The organism is Rubrivivax sp. JA1055, from assembly GCF_020966565.1.
GTDB lineage: Bacteria > Pseudomonadota > Gammaproteobacteria > Burkholderiales > Burkholderiaceae_C > Rubrivivax > Rubrivivax benzoatilyticus.
The window spans coordinates 1,210,118-1,227,160 of the sequence record NZ_JAJKFP010000006.1 but is presented as its reverse complement, the minus strand read 5'-3'; the positions used below and the strand labels follow the sequence as shown (position 1 = coordinate 1,227,160).

Below are 17,043 nucleotides of genomic sequence, written 5' to 3'. Positions count from 1 at the left end.
GCCGGCTCAAATCCACGCTTGCGGGGGCGCCGGGCGCCGCCGCCAACCGCGACAATCACCCCATGAGCAGAACCTATTTCGGCACCGACGGCATCCGCGGCACCGTCGGCCGCGCCCCGATCACGCCGGACTTCATGCTGCGCCTGGGCCACGCGGTCGGCCGCGTGCTGCGCCGCAGCAGCGCACGCCCGACGGTGCTGGTCGGCAAGGACACCCGCATCTCGGGCTACATGATCGAGTCGGCGCTGGAAGCCGGCTTTGCCTCGGCCGGTGTCGACGTGCTGCTGAGCGGCCCGCTGCCGACCCCCGGCGTCGCCTATCTGACACGCGCGCTGCGGCTGGATCTGGGCGTCGTCATCAGCGCCTCGCACAACCCGTTCGCCGACAACGGCGTCAAGTTCTTCTCCGCCGCCGGCGAGAAGCTGCCCGACGAGTGGGAACGCGAGGTCGAGGCCGCGCTGCAGGAGCCGGCGCAGTGGGTCGACTCCGCCGGTCTGGGCAAGGCGCGCCGCCTCGCCGACGCCAGCGGCCGCTACATCGAGTTCTGCAAGAGCACCGTGCCGCACAGCCTGTCGCTGCGCGGGCTGAAGATCGTCGTCGACGCCGCGCACGGCGCCGCCTACCACGTCGCCCCCGACGTCTTCCACGAGCTCGGCGCCACGGTCGTGAAGATCGGTTGCGAGCCCGACGGCCTGAACATCAACGCCGGCGTCGGCGCGACCTCGCCGAAGGCGCTGGTGGCGGCCGTCGCCGAGCACTGCGCCGACTACGGCGTGGCGCTGGACGGCGACGCCGACCGGCTGCTGATGGTCGACGCCCAGGGCCGGCTCTACAACGGCGACGAACTGCTGTACGTGCTGGCCCACGACCGCCTGACGCAGGGCCAGGTGGTGCCGGGCGTCGTCGGCACGCTGATGACCAACATCGCCGTCGAGCAGGCGCTGCAGCGCCGCGGCGTGCCGATGGTGCGCGCCAAGGTCGGCGACCGCTACGTGCTCGAGGAACTGGCCGCGCGCGGCTGGCAGCTCGGCGGCGAAGGCTCCGGCCATCTGCTGGCGCTGGACCGCCACACCACCGGTGACGGCATCGTCAGCGCGCTGCAGGTGCTGCAGGCGGTGCGTCGCGCCGGCCGGCTGCTGGCCGCGCTGCTCGAAGGCGTGGACCTGTTCCCGCAGACGCTGCTCAACGTCCGCCTGCCCGAGGGCAGCGACTGGACGCGCAACGCCGCGCTGCAGGACGTGCGCGAGACCGTCGAGCGTGAACTCGGCGACGGTGGCCGGGTGCTGATCCGCGCCTCGGGCACCGAGCCGGTGCTGCGTGTGATGGTCGAGGCGCGCGACGGCGAACTGGGCCGCCGCTGCGCCGAGCGCCTGGCCGCGGCCGCCGTGCGCGGCTGAACGCAAGACGAGCCGCGGGCCGGGAGGCCGGGCGGCTCGTCATCGTGCGACAGGGCCGCCTCGGGCGGCCCTTTTCAATCACTTCTTCGGCGGCATCAGCACGCGGTCGACGACGTGGATCACGCCGTTGGTCGCCGGCACGTCGGCCTTCTGCACCAGCGCCTCGTCGACGGTGACGAAGTCGCCGGCGTGCGAGACGGCGACCTTGGCGCCCTGCAGCGTCGCGACCTGGCCGTCCTTGACCTCGGCGGCCGTCACCTTGCCCGGCAGCACGTGGTAGCCGAGCACCGACTTCAGCAGTTCCTTGTTCGTCGACAGCTCGGCCATGGTCTTGGCCGGCACGGCCTTGAAGGCCTCGTCGCTGGGCGCGAAGACGGTGTACGGGCCGGCGCCGCGCAGCGTGTCGGCGAGGCCGGCTTCCTGGATCAGGCGGTTCAGCGTCGACAGCTCGGGCGTGCGCGCCGCGGTGTCGGCGATCGTCGTCGGCGCCGGCGTGGTGGCGCAACCGGCGAGCCAGGCCGAGGCGGTCAGCGCCAGGGCGCCGAGAAAGAGGCGGGGAGTGCGGGTCATCGAAAGGTCTCCGGTCTGAAGGGAAATCGTCCGGCGCAAGGCTAGGCGGCGTTCGTGACGTTCCCGTGACCTCCGCGTGACGGGATCGCGTCGATGACAGTCCTTTCGGCAGGTGTCACAGCGCCGTCACGAAGCCTTTCTAGAGTCCAGCCCGAACGTCAGGACCTCACCCCACCCTCCACAAGGTGCAATCGATGACTCTGAATCTGTCCCGCGGTATCGCGCTGGCCGCCACGATGGCGCTCGGCACCTCCTTCGCCTGGGCCCAGGACGTGACCGGCGCCGGCGCCTCGTTCCCCGCCCCGATCTACGCCAAGTGGGCCGACGCCTACAACAAGGCCACCGGCGTGCGCATCAACTACCAGTCGGTGGGCTCGGGTGCCGGCATGCGCCAGATCCGCGGCAAGACCGTCGACTTCGGCGCCAGCGACGCACCGCTGGCCGACGCCGAGCTCGCCAAGGACGGCCTGATCCAGTTCCCGACGGTGATCGGCGGCGTCGTGCCGGTGGTCAACGTCGCCGGCATCAAGCCGGGCCAGCTCAAGCTCACCGGCCAGGTGCTGGGCGACATCTACCTGGGCAAGGTCCAGAAGTGGAACGACCCGGCGATCGCCGCGCTGAACCCGGGTGTCGCGCTGCCCGACACCAAGATCGCCCCGGTGCGCCGCGCCGACGGCTCCGGCACCAGCTTCCTGTTCACCAACTACCTGTCGAAGGTGAACGCCGAGTGGAAGGCCAAGGTCGGCGAAGGCACGGCCGTCAACTGGCCGACCGGCGCCGGCGGCAAGGGCAACGAAGGCGTGTCGGCCTTCGTGCAGCGCCTGCCGAACTCGATCGGCTACGTCGAGTACGCCTATGCCAAGCAGAACAAGATGGCCTATGTGCTGCTGAAGAACCAGGCCGGCAGCTTCGTCGCCCCGGATGACACCGCCTTCAAGGCCGCCGCCGCCGGCGCCGACTGGGCCAAGAGCTTCTATCAGGTGCTGACCGAGCAGCCCGGCAAGGACAGCTGGCCGATCACCGGCGCGACCTTCATCATGATGCACAAGGCGCAGGACAAGCCGGCCAGCGCGGCGGCCTCGCTGAAGTTCTTCGACTGGGCCTACACCAACGGCGACAAGATGGCCGAGGAACTCGACTACGTGCCGCTGCCGGCCTCGGTCAAGGACCTGATCCGCAAGCAGTGGGCGACCGAGCTGAAGGACGGCGCCGGCAAGGCGATCGCCTTCAAGTAATCGCCTGTCCGATCGTCACGTCACCAGGGAACCGGAGCTCCTCTTGGCCGCTACACTCCCCGCGACCCCCTACGAGCAGGATCGCGACATGGCACGAGCGGCCCCGAAGGGCCAGCCGCCGCGCAAGCGGCGGGACGGTCCCTGGGCCGACGCGCTGTTCTCGGCGCTGGCCCATGGCGCCGCGCTTCTCACGCTGGCGCTGCTGGCCGGCATCATCATCTCGCTGCTGATCGGCGCTGCGCCGGCGATCCAGGAGTTCGGCCTGGGTTTCCTCTGGTCCAAGGACTGGGACCCGGTGCAGCAGAAGTTCGGCGGCCTGGTGATGATCTACGGCACGATCGCCACCTCGCTGATCGCGCTGCTGATCGCGGTGCCGGTGAGCTTCGGCATCGCGCTGTTCCTCACCGAGCTGGCGCCCAAGTGGCTGAAGCGGCCGCTGGGCACGGCCATCGAGCTGCTCGCCGCGGTGCCGTCGATCGTCTACGGCATGTGGGGCCTGCTGGTCTTCGGGCCGATCCTGGCCACCTACGTCCAGGGCCCGCTGCAGTCGCTGTTCGGCGAGGTGCCGGTGCTCGGCGCGCTGTTCAGCGGCCCGCCGGTGGGCATCGGCATCCTGTCGGCGGGGATCATCCTCGCGATCATGGTGATCCCGTTCATCGCCGCGACGATGCGCGACGTCTTCGACGTCACGCCGCCGCTGCTCAAGGAATCGGCTTACGGCCTGGGCGCGACGACCTGGGAGGTCGTCTGGAAGGTCGTGCTGCCCTACACCAAGACCGGCGTCGTCGGCGGCATCATGCTCGGCCTGGGCCGCGCGCTCGGCGAGACGATGGCCGTCACCTTCGTCATCGGCAACTTCAACCAGCTCGACTCGCTGTCGCTGTTCGAGGCCGCCAACAGCATCACCTCGGCGCTGGCCAACGAGTTCGCCGAGGCCGAGGCCGGCCTGCATCAGGCCTCGCTGATCTACCTGGGCCTCGTGCTGTTCCTCATCACCTTCGTCGTCCTGGCCTTCTCGCGCCTGCTGCTGGTGCGGCTGCGCAAGGGTGAAGGGAGCCGTTCATGAGCCTCGCCGACTCCTTCGGCGCCGGCCGCCTGGCCATGCACGCGCGGCGCAAGCGCGTCAACGTCATCGCGCTGACGCTGGCGCTGGCGGCGATGGCCTTCGGCGTCTTCTGGCTGGTCTGGATCCTCGTCGAGACCGTGCGCCTGGGCTATGCCGGGCTGACGCTGCAGGTCTTCACCGTCTCGACGCCGCCGCCGCTGGCCGAGACCGGCGGCCTGGCCAACGCCATCGTGGGCTCGCTGGTCATGGTCGGTCTGGCGACGCTGCTGGGCACGCCGATCGGCGTGCTCTGCGGCATCTACCTCTCCGAGTACGGCCAGCGCACCTGGCTGGGCCGCACCACCGAGTTCATCAACGACATCCTGCTGTCCGCGCCGTCGATCGTCATCGGCCTGTTCGTCTACTCGGCGGTGGTGGCGCACACCCGCAGCTTCTCGGCCTTCGCCGGCGTGCTGGCGCTGGCGCTGATCGTCATCCCGGTCGTCGTGCGCACGACGGCGACCATGCTCGGCCTGATCCCGAACTCGCTGCGCGAAGCCGCCTACGCGCTGGGCACGCCGAAGTGGAAGGTCATCGCCTCGGTGACGCTGAAGGCCTCGCTGGCCGGCGTCGTCACCGGCGTGCTGCTGGCGCTGGCGCGCATCTCCGGCGAGACCGCACCGCTGCTGTTCACCGCGCTGTCCAACCAGTTCTTCACGCTGGACGTCAGCCAGCCGATGGCCAGTCTGCCGGTGACGATCTTCAAGTTCGCGATGAGCCCCTACGAGAACTGGCAGAAGCTCGCGTGGGCCGGCGTCTTCCTCATCACGCTGGGCGTGCTCGGGCTGAACATCCTCGCCCGCGTGCTGTTCCGCAACAAGCAATAAGGCTCTCCGCGATGGACCGACCCGTCGACCTGCCGACCACCGAGAAGGTCAAGATCTCGGTGCGCGACCTGAACTTCTATTACGGCAACTTCCATGCGTTGAAGCGCATCAACCTCGACATCCCCGAGCGCAAGGTCACGGCCTTCATCGGCCCGTCGGGCTGCGGCAAGAGCACGCTGCTGCGCACCTTCAACCGCATGTTCGAGCTCTACCCGGAGCAGCGCGCCGAGGGCGAGATCCTGCTCGACGGCGAGAACATCCTCGGCAGCAAGACCGACGTCTCGCTGATCCGCGCCAAGGTCGGCATGGTGTTCCAGAAGCCGACGCCGTTCCCGATGTCGATCTACGACAACATCGCCTTCGGCGTGCGGCTGTTCGAGTCGCTGCCGCGCGTCGAGATGGACGAGCGTGTCGAGTGGGCGCTGAAGAAGGCGGCGCTGTGGAACGAGGTCAAGGACAAGCTCGGCCAGAGCGGCGCCGGCCTCTCGGGCGGCCAGCAGCAGCGCCTGTGCATCGCGCGCGGCATCGCCATCAAGCCCGAGGTGCTGCTGCTCGACGAACCCTGCTCGGCGCTGGACCCGATCTCCACCGGCAAGATCGAGGAGCTGATCCACGAGCTCAAGGCCGACTACACGGTGATGATCGTCACCCACAACATGCAGCAGGCGGCGCGCTGCTCCGACTACACCGCCTACATGTACCTCGGCGACCTGGTCGAGTTCGGCGCCACGACCGACATCTTCATGAAGCCGAAGAAGAAGGACACCGAGGACTACATCACCGGCCGCTTCGGTTGATGCCCCCCGCGTCGAGGACCCGACCATGACCGACAAACACCTTTCGACGCAATTCGACGCCGAGCTCAGCGGCATCTCCAACCGCGTGCTGGAGATGGGCGGCCTCGTCGAGGCCCAGGTCGCGCAGGCGATCTACGCGCTGACGCAGTTCAGCGGCGAGACCGCCTCGCAGGTGCTGCAGCAGGAGGAGCGGGTCAACCAGTTCGAGGTCGAGATCGACCGCGACCTGTCGGCGATCATCGCCCGCCGCCAGCCGACCGCGCGCGACCTGCGCCTGCTGATCGCCGTCAGCCGCACGATCGGCAACCTCGAGCGTGTCGGCGACGAAGCCGCGCGCATCGCGCGCACCGTGCAGCGCCTGATCAACACCGGCGTCTCCAGCCGGCTGCGCCTGCCGGTGGCCGACCTGGACTTCGAGGCCAACCTGGCGCTCGCCCAGCTGCGCAAGGCGCTCGACGCCTTCGCCCGCCTGGACACCGCGCGTGCGCTCGAGGTGCTCAAGCAGGACGACCAGATCGACCAGGAGTTCGACGGCCTGCTGCGCAAGCTGATCACCTACATGATGGAAGACCCGCGCACGATCTCCTCGAGCATCGACCTGGTCTTCGTCGCCAAGGCCATCGAGCGGGTGGGCGACCACGCCAAGAACCTCGCCGAAGCCATCATCTACGTCGTCAAGGGCACGGACGTGCGGCACGCCTCGGTCGAGGCGGTCGAGAACGTCGTGCGCTGAGGCACAAGGAGGCACGATGAGCCACGTTCTCGTCGTCGAAGACGAATCGGCGATCGCCGAACTCATCTCGATCAACCTGCGCCACGCCGGCTACGAGGTCACGGTCGCCGCCACGGCCGACCAGGCCCAGGCCGCCGTCGACCGCGTGCTGCCCGACCTGGTGCTCGTCGACTGGATGCTGCCCGGCCAGAGCGGGCTGCAGCTGGCGCGCCGCTGGCGTGCCGAGACGCGCACGCGCGAGATCCCGATCATCATGCTGACGGCGCGTAACGAGGAGGCCGACAAGATCGCCGGCCTCGACGCCGGCGCCGACGACTACCTGACCAAGCCGTTCTCGCCGAAGGAGCTGCTGGCGCGCATGCGTGCCGTGCTGCGGCGCAAGGCGCCCGAGGCGCTGGACAGCCCGGTCGAGGTCGCCGGCCTGCGCCTGGACCCGGCCACGCGCCGCGTCACGCGCCGCGTCGACGGCGAGCTGCGCGAGGTCAAGATGGGCCCGACCGAGTTCCGCCTGCTGCACTTCCTGATGACGCACCCCGAGCGTGTGCACAGCCGCGCGCAGCTGCTCGACCGCGTCTGGGGCGACCACGTGTTCATCGAGGAGCGCACGGTCGACGTGCACGTCAAGCGCCTGCGCGAGGCGCTGGCGCCGGCGCAGTGTTCGGCGCTGATCGAGACCGTGCGTGGTGCGGGCTACCGCATGACGCAGCAGCTGGGCAGCGTCGCCGCCTGATCCCTCATGGGTGCACTGCTGTCGCGCGCCGTCTGGGCGATGCTCGCCGGCGCGCTCGGTGCGCTGGTCGGTGACGTCGTCGGGCGCTCCGTCGGCCAGCCCGGCCTGGGCGCGCCGCTGGGCGCCGCCTTCTTCGCTGCGCTGGCGGCCGCGGTCGAGGGCTGGCGCGGCCGGCGTCTGCTGGGCTGGCTGCGCGGCGACCAGGCGCGTGGCGCGCCGCGCGACACCGGTTTCTGGGGCGAGCTCGGCTACCGGGTCGAGCGCGCGCTGCGCCAGCGCGAGGCGCAGATCGAACGCGAGCGCGAGCGCCTGGAGCAGTTCCTGTCGGCGATCGAGGCTTCGCCCAACGGCGTCATGCTGCTCGACGCCGGCGGCCAGATCGAGTGGTGCAACTCGGTGGCCGCCGACCACTTCGGCCTCGACCCGGTGCGCGACCGGCGCCAGCGCGTCACCAACCTCGTGCGCCAGCCGGCCTTCGTGCAGTTCCTGCAGGCCGGCGACTTCTCCGACACGCTGTCCCTCGTCGACCCGCTGGGCCGGCGCAGCTTCTCGGTCATCGTGCGCGAGTACGGCGAAGGCCTGCGCCTGGTGCTGTCGCTGGACGTCACCGAGCGCGAACGGGCCGACGCGATGCGGCGCGACTTCGTCGCCAACGTCTCGCACGAGATCCGCACGCCGCTGACGGTGCTCGCCGGCTTCGTCGAGACCATGGCCTCGCTGCCGCTGACGCCGGTCGAGCGCGAGCGTGTGCTCAAGCTGATGGCGCAGCAGACCGACCGCATGCAGGCCCTGGTGGCCGACCTGCTGACGCTGGCGCAGCTCGAAGGCAGCCCGCGGCCGCCGCCGGACCGCTGGTCATCGGTGTCCGCGCTGCTGCGCCGCGCCGAGGCTGACGGCCGCGCGCTGTCGGCCGGCCGCCACGAGATCGACGCCGCCGGCGGCGAGGACTTCGAGATCGCCGGCAGCGAGACCGAGCTGCTCAGCGCGATCGGCAACCTCGTCGGCAACGCCGTGCGCTACACGCCCGAAGGCGGCCGCATCGACCTGCGTTTTCGCGCCCGCGACGACGGCAGCGCCGAGATCGAGGTCGCCGACACCGGCGTCGGCATCGCGCGCGAGCACCTGCCGCGGCTGACCGAACGTTTCTACCGCGTCGACGGCAGCCGCTCGCGCGAGACCGGCGGCACCGGGCTGGGGCTGTCGATCGTCAAGCACGTCGTGCAGCGCCACGGCGGCGAGATCGACGTGCGCAGCGAGCCCGGCAAGGGCTCGTGCTTCAGGCTGGTGTTCCCGGCGGCGCGGCTGCGTCAGCGTGTCGCGGTGGCCGCCTCGCCGGCCGCGGTCGGCTGACGCCGGTACAGCGCCAGGCGTTCACCGCGGTCGTTCATGCGCTGGAAGGTGGCGACGTGCTGCCAGCCGGCCGGCGCCGGCGGCGCCTTCAGGCCCCGCACGCGGTACAGCAGATGCCCGCAGTCGCCGCCGGCGGCGTCGGGCCGGGCGTCGACGCGGTAGCGGCCGAAGACCTCCAGCGCCGCGACCGCGACCGCCGGCGCCGCCGGTGCCGCGAGGCAGCTGCCGGCGGGCAGGTGATGCTGCATCTGCTCGATCTCGGGCCGCGAGCTGCGCGCGTAGTCCAGCGGCGCACGCCACAGCGTCATCATCAGCAGCCAGCACAGCGCCACGCCGCCGGCCGGGATGACCATGCTCTTCCACAGCGCCTCGCGGTGGCGGCCGGTGCGCCAGCGCAGCAGCCACAGCCAGGCCAGCGTGCCGGCCGCGGCGAAGGCCAGCTCGACGGGTTCGAAGCGCACCGTGAAGCCCGGCACCAGGCGCAGCGCGTTGGCCGCCGGCTTGGCCGGCACGCCGGTCTGCATCGCGACGTAGAAGAACCAGATCGCGACCGCCCCGAACGTGAAGAAGAACATCGAGAACCAGTCGATCGCCGCCGAGCTCGCGCGCTTGAGCGTCGGCAGCGCGAACGCCGCCAGCACCGCCAGCCCGGGGATGGCCAGCATCAGCACGCGGTCGTTCATGTTCGTGGCGATGGCCGAGACCATCGCGACGACGACCGTGACCAGCGGCACCGAGATGTGGCGGTGCGTCAGGTGGCGGCGCCACTGCCACAGCGTCCACAGCACCAGCGGCCAGGCCGGCCACAGGAACCAGGCCCACTGGCGCGCCAGCGTCACGGCGTCGTCGGCGTCGGGCCAGGAGGCGCGCCAGTGCCAGGCGCCCAGCCAGGCGGCCAGCGCCGCCGAGGCCAGCGTCGCCGCGGCCACCCAGGGCACGAAGCGGCGCACGCTGTCGTAGGCCGAGCGCCAGCAGACCAGCATGCCGCCCAGGCCGACACCCAGCGCCAGCGACGGCGCGCCGCTGCCGGCCAGCACCAGCAGCGCGGCGACGACGGCCACGCGCGGCTGCCAGCGCCGGAACGGCGCGATCGCCAGCGCGAGCATGAACAGGCCCATGCCGACCAGCTGCCCGAGCTCGGGCGTCGTCTCGTGGCCCAGCTGCAGCAGGCCCAGCGTGGCGATCAGCGCCAGCAGTGCGCCGTCGGCGATCGCGCGCGCGTAGTCCACCGGGTCCGCCTCGCCGCCGAAGGCGAAGGCCACCGGCTGCGCCGCCTGGGTGCGGGCGAGGTAGTAGGTGGTGTACCAGACCAGCACCATCGCCAGCGCCAGCAGCAGCGCGAACGGGATGCGCGCGGCGAAGGCGCCGTCGCCGAACAGCGGCCCCAGCCACTGGATCGCCAGCGCGCCCAGCCAGTGCGGCAGCAGCGCCGCGTCGGCGCCCACGCCGCCGAGTGTCGGTGACAGCCAGGTCGTGCGGCCCTCGGCGATGGCCGCCATCACGCCGTAGGCGACGAGGTCGGCGTTGCGCCAGGGGTCGCGATGGAAGACGCCCGGCAGCACGTAGGCCGCGCAGAACACCAGCAGGGCCAGCCGCGGCAGGGAGCGTGCGCCGCGCTGGGTGACGAGGGCGGGATTGGGGCTGCTCACCGGGGGACGATGATGCTTGAAGACGGCCGGAAAAAGAAAAGGCAGCCGAGGCTGCCTTGTCCTGCGGGGGCCGAGAGCCGGCCCCGGCGGGCATGCCTCACTTCTTGAGGCCGATGCGCGCGAACTTGTTGCGGAACTTCTCGACGCGGCCGCCCAGGTTGTCCACGCTCTTCTGCGTACCGGTGTAGAACGGGTGCGTCTCGCTCGTCGTTTCGAGCTTCACCAGCGGCAGTTCACGGCCGTCGTCCAGCTTGATCGTTTCCTTGGTCTGAACGCACGAACGCGTCACGAACTTGAAGCCGTTGGACAGGTCCTGGAAGCAGACCTCGCGGTAGTTCGGGTGGATGCCTTCTTTCATGGTGCCTCTCGAGTGCAGGTGTGGCAGCCACGCCGAAACATCGGCGCACTTGCCCGGTGGCGGAAAAACCGCTGATTCTAGCGTGAAACGGGGCCCCTTGGGGCCCCGTGTGCGCGCCCGGGGCGCGCGGAAGACGACTCGAGCCGGTCCGGCTCACCCGCCTCTTCGCATCATGTCGAAGAAGTCCAGGTTGTTCTTGGTCGCCTTCATCTTGTCGAGGATGAACTCCATTGCCTCGATCTCGTCCATCGGGTAGAGCAGCTTGCGCAGGATCCAGGTCTTCTGGAGGATCTCCGGCTTGAGCAGCAGCTCCTCGCGGCGGGTGCCCGACTTGTTGATCAGGATCGACGGGTAGACGCGCTTCTCGGCCATGCGGCGATCGAGGTGGATCTCGCAGTTGCCGGTGCCCTTGAACTCTTCGTAGATCACCTCGTCCATGCGGCTGCCGGTGTCGATCAGCGCGGTGCCGATGATCGTCAGCGAGCCGCCTTCCTCGACGTTGCGCGCGGCACCGAAGAAGCGCTTCGGGCGCTGCAGCGCGTTGGCGTCGACGCCGCCGGTCAGCACCTTGCCCGACGAGGGCAGGACGTTGTTGTAGGCGCGGGCCAGACGGGTGATCGAGTCGAGCAGGATCACGACGTCCTTCTTCAGCTCGACCAGGCGCTTGGCGCGCTCGATCACCATCTCGGCGACCTGCACGTGGCGCGCCGCGGGCTCGTCGAAGGTCGAGCTGATGACCTCGCCGCGCACGGTGCGCAGCATCTCGGTCACTTCCTCGGGCCGCTCGTCGACGAGCAGCACGATCAGGTGCACCTCGGGGTGATTGGCGACGATGGCGTGCGCCAGGTGCTGCATCATCACCGTCTTGCCGGTCTTGGGCTGGGCGACGAGCAGCGCGCGCTGGCCTTTGCCGATCGGGGCGATGAGGTCGATGATGCGGCCGGTGATGTTCTCCTCGCCCTTGAGGTTGTCGCGCTCGAGCTTGAACTGCTCTTTCGGGAAGAGCGGCGTCAAGTTCTCGAACATGATCTTGTGCTTGCTCTCCTCCGGGGTCACGCCGTTGACACGGTCGACCTTCACGAGGGCGAAGTAGCGCTCGCCGTCCTTGGGTACCCGCACCTCGCCTTCGACCATGTCGCCGGTGTGCAGGTTGAAGCGGCGGATCTGGCTCGGCGACAGGTAGATGTCGTCGGTCGAGGCCATGTAGCTGGCTTCGATCGAACGCAGGAAGCCGAAGCCGTCGGGCAGGACTTCGAGCACGCCGTCGCCGAAGACCTGTTCACCGGCCTTCGCGCGCTTTTTCATGATCGCGAACATCAGCTCCTGCTTGCGCAGGCGGGCGACGTTCTCGATTTCCAGCGCTTCGCCCATCTTGATGAGCTCGGAGACGTGCTGCGCTTTCAGTTCGGACAGATGCATGGGTCGAGACCCTGGTCACGCGTGGCGCGTGCCCATGGTCGGGGCAGGGCGCCGAGGCGTCGAGAGGCTGAAGGGGGGAGCCTGGCCCGCGAATCGCTGCCGATCAGGAGGCCGGCGGGTGAGCCGGCGGCAGCGGGGCGGGGGGCGTACCGTCGGCGCCGGCGAGCGTGCTGCTCAGGCGCCGATCGGCCGCATTATAGATGGCTGTCGATGAAGGCCGACAGTTGTGCCTTGGAAAGCGCGCCGACCTTGGTCGCGGCGAGCTGGCCGCCCTTGAAGATCATCAGCGTCGGGATGCCGCGGATGCCGAACTTGGCCGGCACTTCGCGGTTCTCGTCGACGTTCATCTTGGCGATCTGCAGGCGGCCGTCATAGGCCGGCGCCAGTTCGTCGAGCACTGGGGCGATCATCTTGCAGGGGCCGCACCACTCGGCCCAGTAGTCGACGAGGACGGGCTTGTCGGACTGCAGGACGTCGCTGGAGAACGACGCATCGGTGACGTGCTTGATCAATTCGCTGCTCATGGGGATTGGTCTCCGGGTGCCGCGGTGAGGCCGGCAGGCGGGCGCTGGGAGGGAGGACGGCCCGCAGCGGATGGCGGGCAGGGCCGGCGGATTCTTGCACAAAGCCCCGGCGGCGCCGTGCCGCCTGCGGCTATCGCCGCGATAGCCCAGGGGCGCGGCGGCGCCCACGAACTGGGCGCGATTCGCCCGGCACATCGGGTTATCGTGCCGGCCGTCCGCGGATTCCAATCGCCAACATGTCCAACCCCGTTCCAGCCACGGAGGCGACGCCGCGCGCGGGTGCGGTGCGCCACTTCGGCTCCTACCAACTGCTGCGGCTCGTCGGCAAGAGCGAGCGCACGATGGCCTGGCGGGTCGCCGACACGCGGGGCGGGCGCGAGCTGCTGCTGCTGCTGCCCAGGGCGCAGCCGGCCGACCTCGCGGCGCTCGAACGCTGGACCGAGACCGTGCAGCGTGCCTCGCGGCTGCAGCATCCCCATCTGGCCGTCGCCGTGGACATCGGCGTCCAGGACGGCTGGCCCTATGTCGCCTACGACGCCGACGATCTGGCCACGCTGGGCGAGCGCGTCGGCCCGCAGGGCCTGCCGGCGTCCGAATGCGCCGGGATCTTCGTGCAGCTGCTGGCCGGGCTGGCCTTCGCGCACCAGGCCGGCGTCGCGCATCAGGATCTGCAGGGTTTTGCCGTGCTGGCCGACGACCAGGGCCGCGTGCGGCTGGCCGGGCTCGAGGTCGCCGCCCCGACCGGTGCGGCGCCGACGCTGGCCGACCAGCGTGACGCCTCCCAGCGCGACGTGCTCGCTGCCGGCCTGCTGCTGCACCATGCGCTGGCCGGTCAGCATGCGCTGGACGAGCCCGACACCGGCCGCGTCGTCGAACGCCTGCCGCCGCTGGGGCGCGAGATCGTCCGCCTGCCCTGGGCGACCGCGCAGCTGGTGCCCGAGCCGCTGCGCGCCATCGTCAACCGCGCCACCGACCGCCAGGAGCGCCAGCGCTACCGCACCGCCCGCACGCTGTCGCGGGCGCTCGAAGGCTGGATCGAGACCGAGGCCGGCGGCGGCGGCGCGCTGGCGCTGCTGTCCGACCGGCTGCGCGCCGCCGGCGTGCTGCCGGCGCAGCCCGGTGCCGCCGGGCGGCTGAACCGGCTGGGCGCGATGGAGCGCCAGCGCACCGACGAGATCGCCGAGGTCGCGCTGCAGGATCTGGCGCTGGCCTTCGAGCTGCTGCGCGCCGTCAACACCGCCCACGTGCGCGGTGCCCAGGTCTCGGGCAGCGGGCCGGTGCTGACGGTGCGCCGCGCGATCGCGATGCTGGGCATCGACGGTGTGCGCCGCGCGGCGACGGCGCTGCGCCCCTGGCCGGGCCCGCTGTCCGAGCACGCCGCGGCCGACCTGCTGCAGCTGATCGCCCAGGTCAAGCGCGCCGGGCGCATCGCCGCGGCGCTGCGCCCGGCGGGTTACGACGCCGAGGTCGTGACGCTGCTCGCGATGCTGCAGAACCTCGGCCGGCTGGTGCTGCAGTACCACTTCCCCGACGAGGCGCAGCAGATCCGCCGCCTGATGCTGCCGGCACCGGGCGCCGAGCGCGAGGACCCGGGCATGAACGAGCAGGCTGCGGCCTTCGCCGTGCTGGGCATCGACGTCGAGTCGCTGGGACTCGCCGTCGCCCGCCACTGGGGCCTGGACGACACGGTGCTGCACATGATCCGCCGGCTGCCGCTGGAGACGCCGGTGCGCCATGCCGACGACGACACCGAGCTGCTGCGCCAGGTCGCCAGCGCCGGCAACGAGATCGTCGACGTGCTCGCGACGGCGGGGTCGGCGAGCGGCCCGGCGCTGCAGCGCGTCGCGCTGCGTTATGCGCGTGCGCTGGGGCTGTCGGCCAAGGAGCTGCAGGACGCGGTCGCGGCCTCGTTGCGCCCGGCCGGCGCCGAGCCGCCGCCGGCGCGCCCGGCCGCGACGGGTGGCCGCGCGTGACACCCGGGGCCCGCGTCGGGCGCTTCGAGCTGCGCCGTGAACTCGGCCGCGGGGCCCAGGCCAGCGTCTGGCTGGCCCACGATCCCCGGCTCGACCGCGAGGTCGCGCTCAAGCTGCTCAACGCCGGCGCCGGCGGCAGCGACGTCGATGCCTGGCTGCACGAGGCGCGCAGCGTCAGCCGTCTGAGCCACCCGAACGTCGTGCCGGTCTTCGAGGCCGACCGCCACGGCAGCCAGCCGTACTTCGTCTTCGAGTACGTGCCGGGCCGCACCCTGGCCGAGACGCTGCGCGAGCGCGGCGCGCTGCCGGCGCGCGAGGCGGTGACGCTGATGCTGGGCATCCTCGACGCGCTGACCGCGGCGCACGCCCAGGGCATCGTGCACCGCGACCTCAAGCCGTCGAACGTGCTGCTCGGCGAGGACGGCCGGCCGCGGGTGATGGACTTCGGCATCGCCACCCGGCTGGATGCCGGCGGCGCCCACCGCGGCGTCATCGTCGGCACGCCGGGCTATCTGTCGCCCGAGGCGGCGCGCGGCGAACGCCCGACCCCGGCGCTCGACGTCTTCTCCGCCGGCGTCGTGCTCGGCGAGATGCTGGGCGGCACGCGGCTGCTGCCCGAGCGCGACCCGCGCCGGGCGATCGAGCGTGTGCAGCACGAGGACCTCGACATCCCGGCGCAGGCGCCGGTGGAGGACACGCTGCGTGCCGCCGTGCGCCGCGCGCTCGAACGCGACACCCGCCTGCGTTACGCCTCGGTGCAGGAGCTGCACGCGGCGCTGACGCGCTGGCTGGACCCGGACACCGACGCCGAGTCGCCGGCCGCGGCCGGCCACGGCACGCTGGACTTCCTGCTGCGCCGCATGCGCCGCAAGGGCGACTTCCCGGCGCTGTCGGAGTCGGTGGTGCGCATCCAGCGCGTGGCCACCTCCGAGACCGACACGCTGGCGCGGCTGTCGGCCGAGATCCTCAAGGACGTCGCGCTGACCAACAAGCTGCTGCGTGTCGTCAACACCGCCCACTTCAGCACCGCCGGCGGCGCCGTCAGCACGGTCTCGCGCGCCGTCGCGCTGGTCGGCTTCGCGACGATCCGCGACATGGCGCTGTCGCTGGTGCTGCTCGAGCACATGCGCGACAAGGCGCACGCCAGCCAGCTCAAGGAGGAGTTCCTGCGGGCGCTGATGGCCGGCACGCTGGCCGACGAGCTGAGCGCCGGCGCGCGCGACGGCGAGGAGACCTTCCTCGGCTCGATGTTCCAGAACCTCGGCCGCATGCTGACCGAGTACTACTTCCCCGAGGAGGCCGAGCAGATCCGCGGCCTGCTCGACGGCCGCGACGCGCCGGCCCGGGTGCACGAGGCGGCGGCCGCACGGGTGCTGGGCATCGGCTTCGAGGAGCTGGGCGTCGGCATCGCGCGCTCCTGGGGGCTGCCCGAGACGCTGCTGCGCACGATGCGCGCGCCCGAGGGCGAGGCGCCCGCGCGCCCGGTCGAGCGCGGCGTCGAGCGCCAGCGCTGGCTCGGCCGGCTGGGCAACGAGATGGCCGACGCGATGCTGTTCCTCGAGCCCGAGGCGCTGCCCGAGCGCCTGGCCGAGCTCGGCGCGCGCTACGCGCCGGGGCTGGGCATGGCCGCGCGCGACATCGTCAAGGCTGCCGACACCGCGCGCCAGCGCCTGGCCGAACTGGTGCCGGCGATGGGCGTGCAGACCGCACGCGGCGCGCGCGCGCGGCGGCTGCTGCAGGCGCAGGCCCCGGCCGAGGAGGCCGACACGCTGTCCGCCCTGCAGCTCGACGCCCAGACCGTGGCCGTGGCGCAGGACACCCAGGGCCGCGTCGCGCCGGCGCCGCCGGCGATGGTCGACGTGCTCGCCGCCGGCATCCAGGACATCACCAACACCATGGTCGCCGACGACTTCCGGCTCAACGAGGTGCTGCGCATGGTGCTGGAGACCATGTACCGGGCGCTGGACTTCCGCCGCATCGTCTTCTGCCTGCGCGACCCGAAGACCGAGACGCTGACCGGCCGCTTCGGGCTGGGCGAGGGCGTCGACGCCGTGAGCCGCGTCTTCCGCGTGCCGCTGCGCCCCGGCCCGACGCCGGACCTGTTCGCCGCCGTCTGCGCCAAGGGCATGGACACGCTGATCGCCGACGCCACCGCTGCCAACATCGTCGCCCGGCTGCCGGCCTGGTATCGCGAGCAGGTGGCGGCGCCGTCGTTCCTGCTGCTGCCGATGACGCTGAAGAACTCGACCTTCGCGCTGATCTACGCCGACAAGGCCGAGCCCGGCACGCCCGGGCTCGGCGAGAAGGAACTGGCGCTGCTGCGCACGCTGCGCAACCAGGCGGTGATGGCCTTTCGCCAGCGCGGCTGAGCGCCGC

General features: G+C 71.2%; 15 protein-coding genes. 10 read left to right on the top strand and 5 right to left on the bottom strand.

The features are described 5' to 3' along the window. Positions 1-62: 62 nt before the first annotated feature. A complete protein-coding gene (glmM, locus tag LOC65_RS15010) occupies positions 63-1,397 on the top strand; it encodes a phosphoglucosamine mutase (protein WP_230248121.1) in 1,335 nt (444 codons plus the stop codon). Positions 1,398-1,475: 78 nt separating this feature from the next. Here glmM and LOC65_RS15005 read toward each other — a convergent pair whose 3' ends face one another. Then, positions 1,476-1,967, bottom strand: a complete 492-nt coding sequence (locus LOC65_RS15005) for a fasciclin domain-containing protein (RefSeq protein ID WP_009857156.1) — start codon at positions 1,965-1,967, stop codon at positions 1,476-1,478. 194 nt (positions 1,968-2,161) lie between these two features. On the opposite strand from LOC65_RS15005, the gene pstS reads away from it, so the two are divergent. The 7 genes from pstS to phoR all read left to right on the top strand — a co-directional run bounded on the left by pstS (position 2,162) and on the right by phoR (position 8,744). Beyond that, complete coding sequence (gene pstS / locus LOC65_RS15000) at positions 2,162-3,202, top strand: phosphate ABC transporter substrate-binding protein PstS (protein ID WP_405048249.1); 1,041 nt, start codon at positions 2,162-2,164, stop codon at positions 3,200-3,202. Positions 3,203-3,290: 88 nt separating this feature from the next. Then, positions 3,291-4,268 carry a phosphate ABC transporter permease PstC gene (gene pstC, locus LOC65_RS14995; RefSeq protein ID WP_009857158.1) on the top strand — a complete coding sequence of 326 codons (978 nt, stop codon included), beginning with the start codon at positions 3,291-3,293 and terminating at the stop codon, positions 4,266-4,268. Further along, positions 4,265-5,134, top strand: coding sequence for a phosphate ABC transporter permease PstA (gene pstA, locus LOC65_RS14990; protein WP_009857159.1), 870 nt, complete (start codon positions 4,265-4,267; stop codon positions 5,132-5,134). The genes pstC and pstA overlap by 4 nt, the downstream gene beginning before the upstream one ends. A gap of 11 nt (positions 5,135-5,145) precedes the next feature. After that, a complete protein-coding gene (gene pstB, locus LOC65_RS14985) occupies positions 5,146-5,931 on the top strand; it encodes a phosphate ABC transporter ATP-binding protein PstB (protein WP_009857160.1) in 786 nt (261 codons plus the stop codon). Positions 5,932-5,956: 25 nt separating this feature from the next. Beyond that, the gene (gene phoU, locus LOC65_RS14980) at positions 5,957-6,664 is read left to right on the top strand and encodes a phosphate signaling complex protein PhoU (protein ID WP_009857161.1); all 708 of its coding nucleotides are present in this window, start codon (positions 5,957-5,959) and stop codon (positions 6,662-6,664) included. A gap of 16 nt (positions 6,665-6,680) precedes the next feature. Further along, positions 6,681-7,394: a phosphate regulon transcriptional regulator PhoB gene (phoB, locus tag LOC65_RS14975; RefSeq protein WP_009857162.1), complete on the top strand. Its 714-nt coding sequence runs from the start codon at positions 6,681-6,683 to the stop codon at positions 7,392-7,394. Between the two features lie 6 nt (positions 7,395-7,400). Then, complete coding sequence (gene phoR / locus LOC65_RS14970; protein WP_230248120.1) at positions 7,401-8,744, top strand: phosphate regulon sensor histidine kinase PhoR; 1,344 nt, start codon at positions 7,401-7,403, stop codon at positions 8,742-8,744. Here phoR and LOC65_RS14965 read toward each other — a convergent pair. The 4 genes from LOC65_RS14965 to trxA all read right to left on the bottom strand — a co-directional run bounded on the left by LOC65_RS14965 (position 8,702) and on the right by trxA (position 12,694). Continuing rightward, complete coding sequence (locus tag LOC65_RS14965; RefSeq protein ID WP_230248119.1) at positions 8,702-10,393, bottom strand: hypothetical protein; 1,692 nt, start codon at positions 10,391-10,393, stop codon at positions 8,702-8,704. The genes phoR and LOC65_RS14965 overlap by 43 nt on opposite strands. Before the next feature lie 97 nt (positions 10,394-10,490). Next, entirely contained in the window at positions 10,491-10,751 is a 261-nt protein-coding gene (locus LOC65_RS14960) for a type B 50S ribosomal protein L31 (RefSeq protein ID WP_009857167.1), read from the bottom strand. 153 nt (positions 10,752-10,904) lie between these two features. Then, the gene (gene rho, locus LOC65_RS14955; protein WP_009857168.1) at positions 10,905-12,170 is read right to left on the bottom strand and encodes a transcription termination factor Rho; all 1,266 of its coding nucleotides are present in this window, start codon (positions 12,168-12,170) and stop codon (positions 10,905-10,907) included. Positions 12,171-12,364: 194 nt separating this feature from the next. Continuing rightward, a complete protein-coding gene (gene trxA / locus LOC65_RS14950; protein ID WP_009857169.1) occupies positions 12,365-12,694 on the bottom strand; it encodes a thioredoxin TrxA in 330 nt (109 codons plus the stop codon). Positions 12,695-12,930: 236 nt separating this feature from the next. Here trxA and LOC65_RS14945 point away from each other — a divergent pair, with 236 nt between their 5' ends. Together LOC65_RS14945 and LOC65_RS14940 are read left to right on the top strand one after the other, a co-directional pair. Further along, the gene (locus LOC65_RS14945; RefSeq protein WP_230248118.1) at positions 12,931-14,667 is read left to right on the top strand and encodes an HDOD domain-containing protein; all 1,737 of its coding nucleotides are present in this window, start codon (positions 12,931-12,933) and stop codon (positions 14,665-14,667) included. Further along, complete coding sequence (locus tag LOC65_RS14940; RefSeq protein ID WP_230248117.1) at positions 14,664-17,036, top strand: serine/threonine protein kinase; 2,373 nt, start codon at positions 14,664-14,666, stop codon at positions 17,034-17,036. The genes LOC65_RS14945 and LOC65_RS14940 overlap by 4 nt, the downstream gene beginning before the upstream one ends. Positions 17,037-17,043: the final 7 nt, after the last annotated feature.

Excerpts from the sequence above, each read along its gene's own strand:
- LOC65_RS14960 (WP_009857167.1), bottom strand. The coding sequence starts at position 10,751 with ATGAAAGAAGGCATCCACCCGAACTACCGCGAGGTCTGCTTCCAGGAC.
- pstB (WP_009857160.1), top strand. The coding sequence starts at position 5,146 with ATGGACCGACCCGTCGACCTGCCGACCACCGAGAAGGTCAAGATCTCG.
- rho (WP_009857168.1), bottom strand. The coding sequence starts at position 12,170 with ATGCATCTGTCCGAACTGAAAGCGCAGCACGTCTCCGAGCTCATCAAG.
- phoU (WP_009857161.1), top strand. The coding sequence starts at position 5,957 with ATGACCGACAAACACCTTTCGACGCAATTCGACGCCGAGCTCAGCGGC.
- phoR (WP_230248120.1), top strand. The coding sequence starts at position 7,401 with ATGGGTGCACTGCTGTCGCGCGCCGTCTGGGCGATGCTCGCCGGCGCG.
- trxA (WP_009857169.1), bottom strand. The coding sequence starts at position 12,694 with ATGAGCAGCGAATTGATCAAGCACGTCACCGATGCGTCGTTCTCCAGC.
- pstC (WP_009857158.1), top strand. The coding sequence starts at position 3,291 with ATGGCACGAGCGGCCCCGAAGGGCCAGCCGCCGCGCAAGCGGCGGGAC.
- pstS (WP_405048249.1), top strand. The coding sequence starts at position 2,162 with ATGACTCTGAATCTGTCCCGCGGTATCGCGCTGGCCGCCACGATGGCG.
- pstA (WP_009857159.1), top strand. The coding sequence starts at position 4,265 with ATGAGCCTCGCCGACTCCTTCGGCGCCGGCCGCCTGGCCATGCACGCG.
- LOC65_RS15005 (WP_009857156.1), bottom strand. The coding sequence starts at position 1,967 with ATGACCCGCACTCCCCGCCTCTTTCTCGGCGCCCTGGCGCTGACCGCC.
- glmM (WP_230248121.1), top strand. The coding sequence starts at position 63 with ATGAGCAGAACCTATTTCGGCACCGACGGCATCCGCGGCACCGTCGGC.
- LOC65_RS14945 (WP_230248118.1), top strand. The coding sequence starts at position 12,931 with ATGTCCAACCCCGTTCCAGCCACGGAGGCGACGCCGCGCGCGGGTGCG.
- phoB (WP_009857162.1), top strand. The coding sequence starts at position 6,681 with ATGAGCCACGTTCTCGTCGTCGAAGACGAATCGGCGATCGCCGAACTC.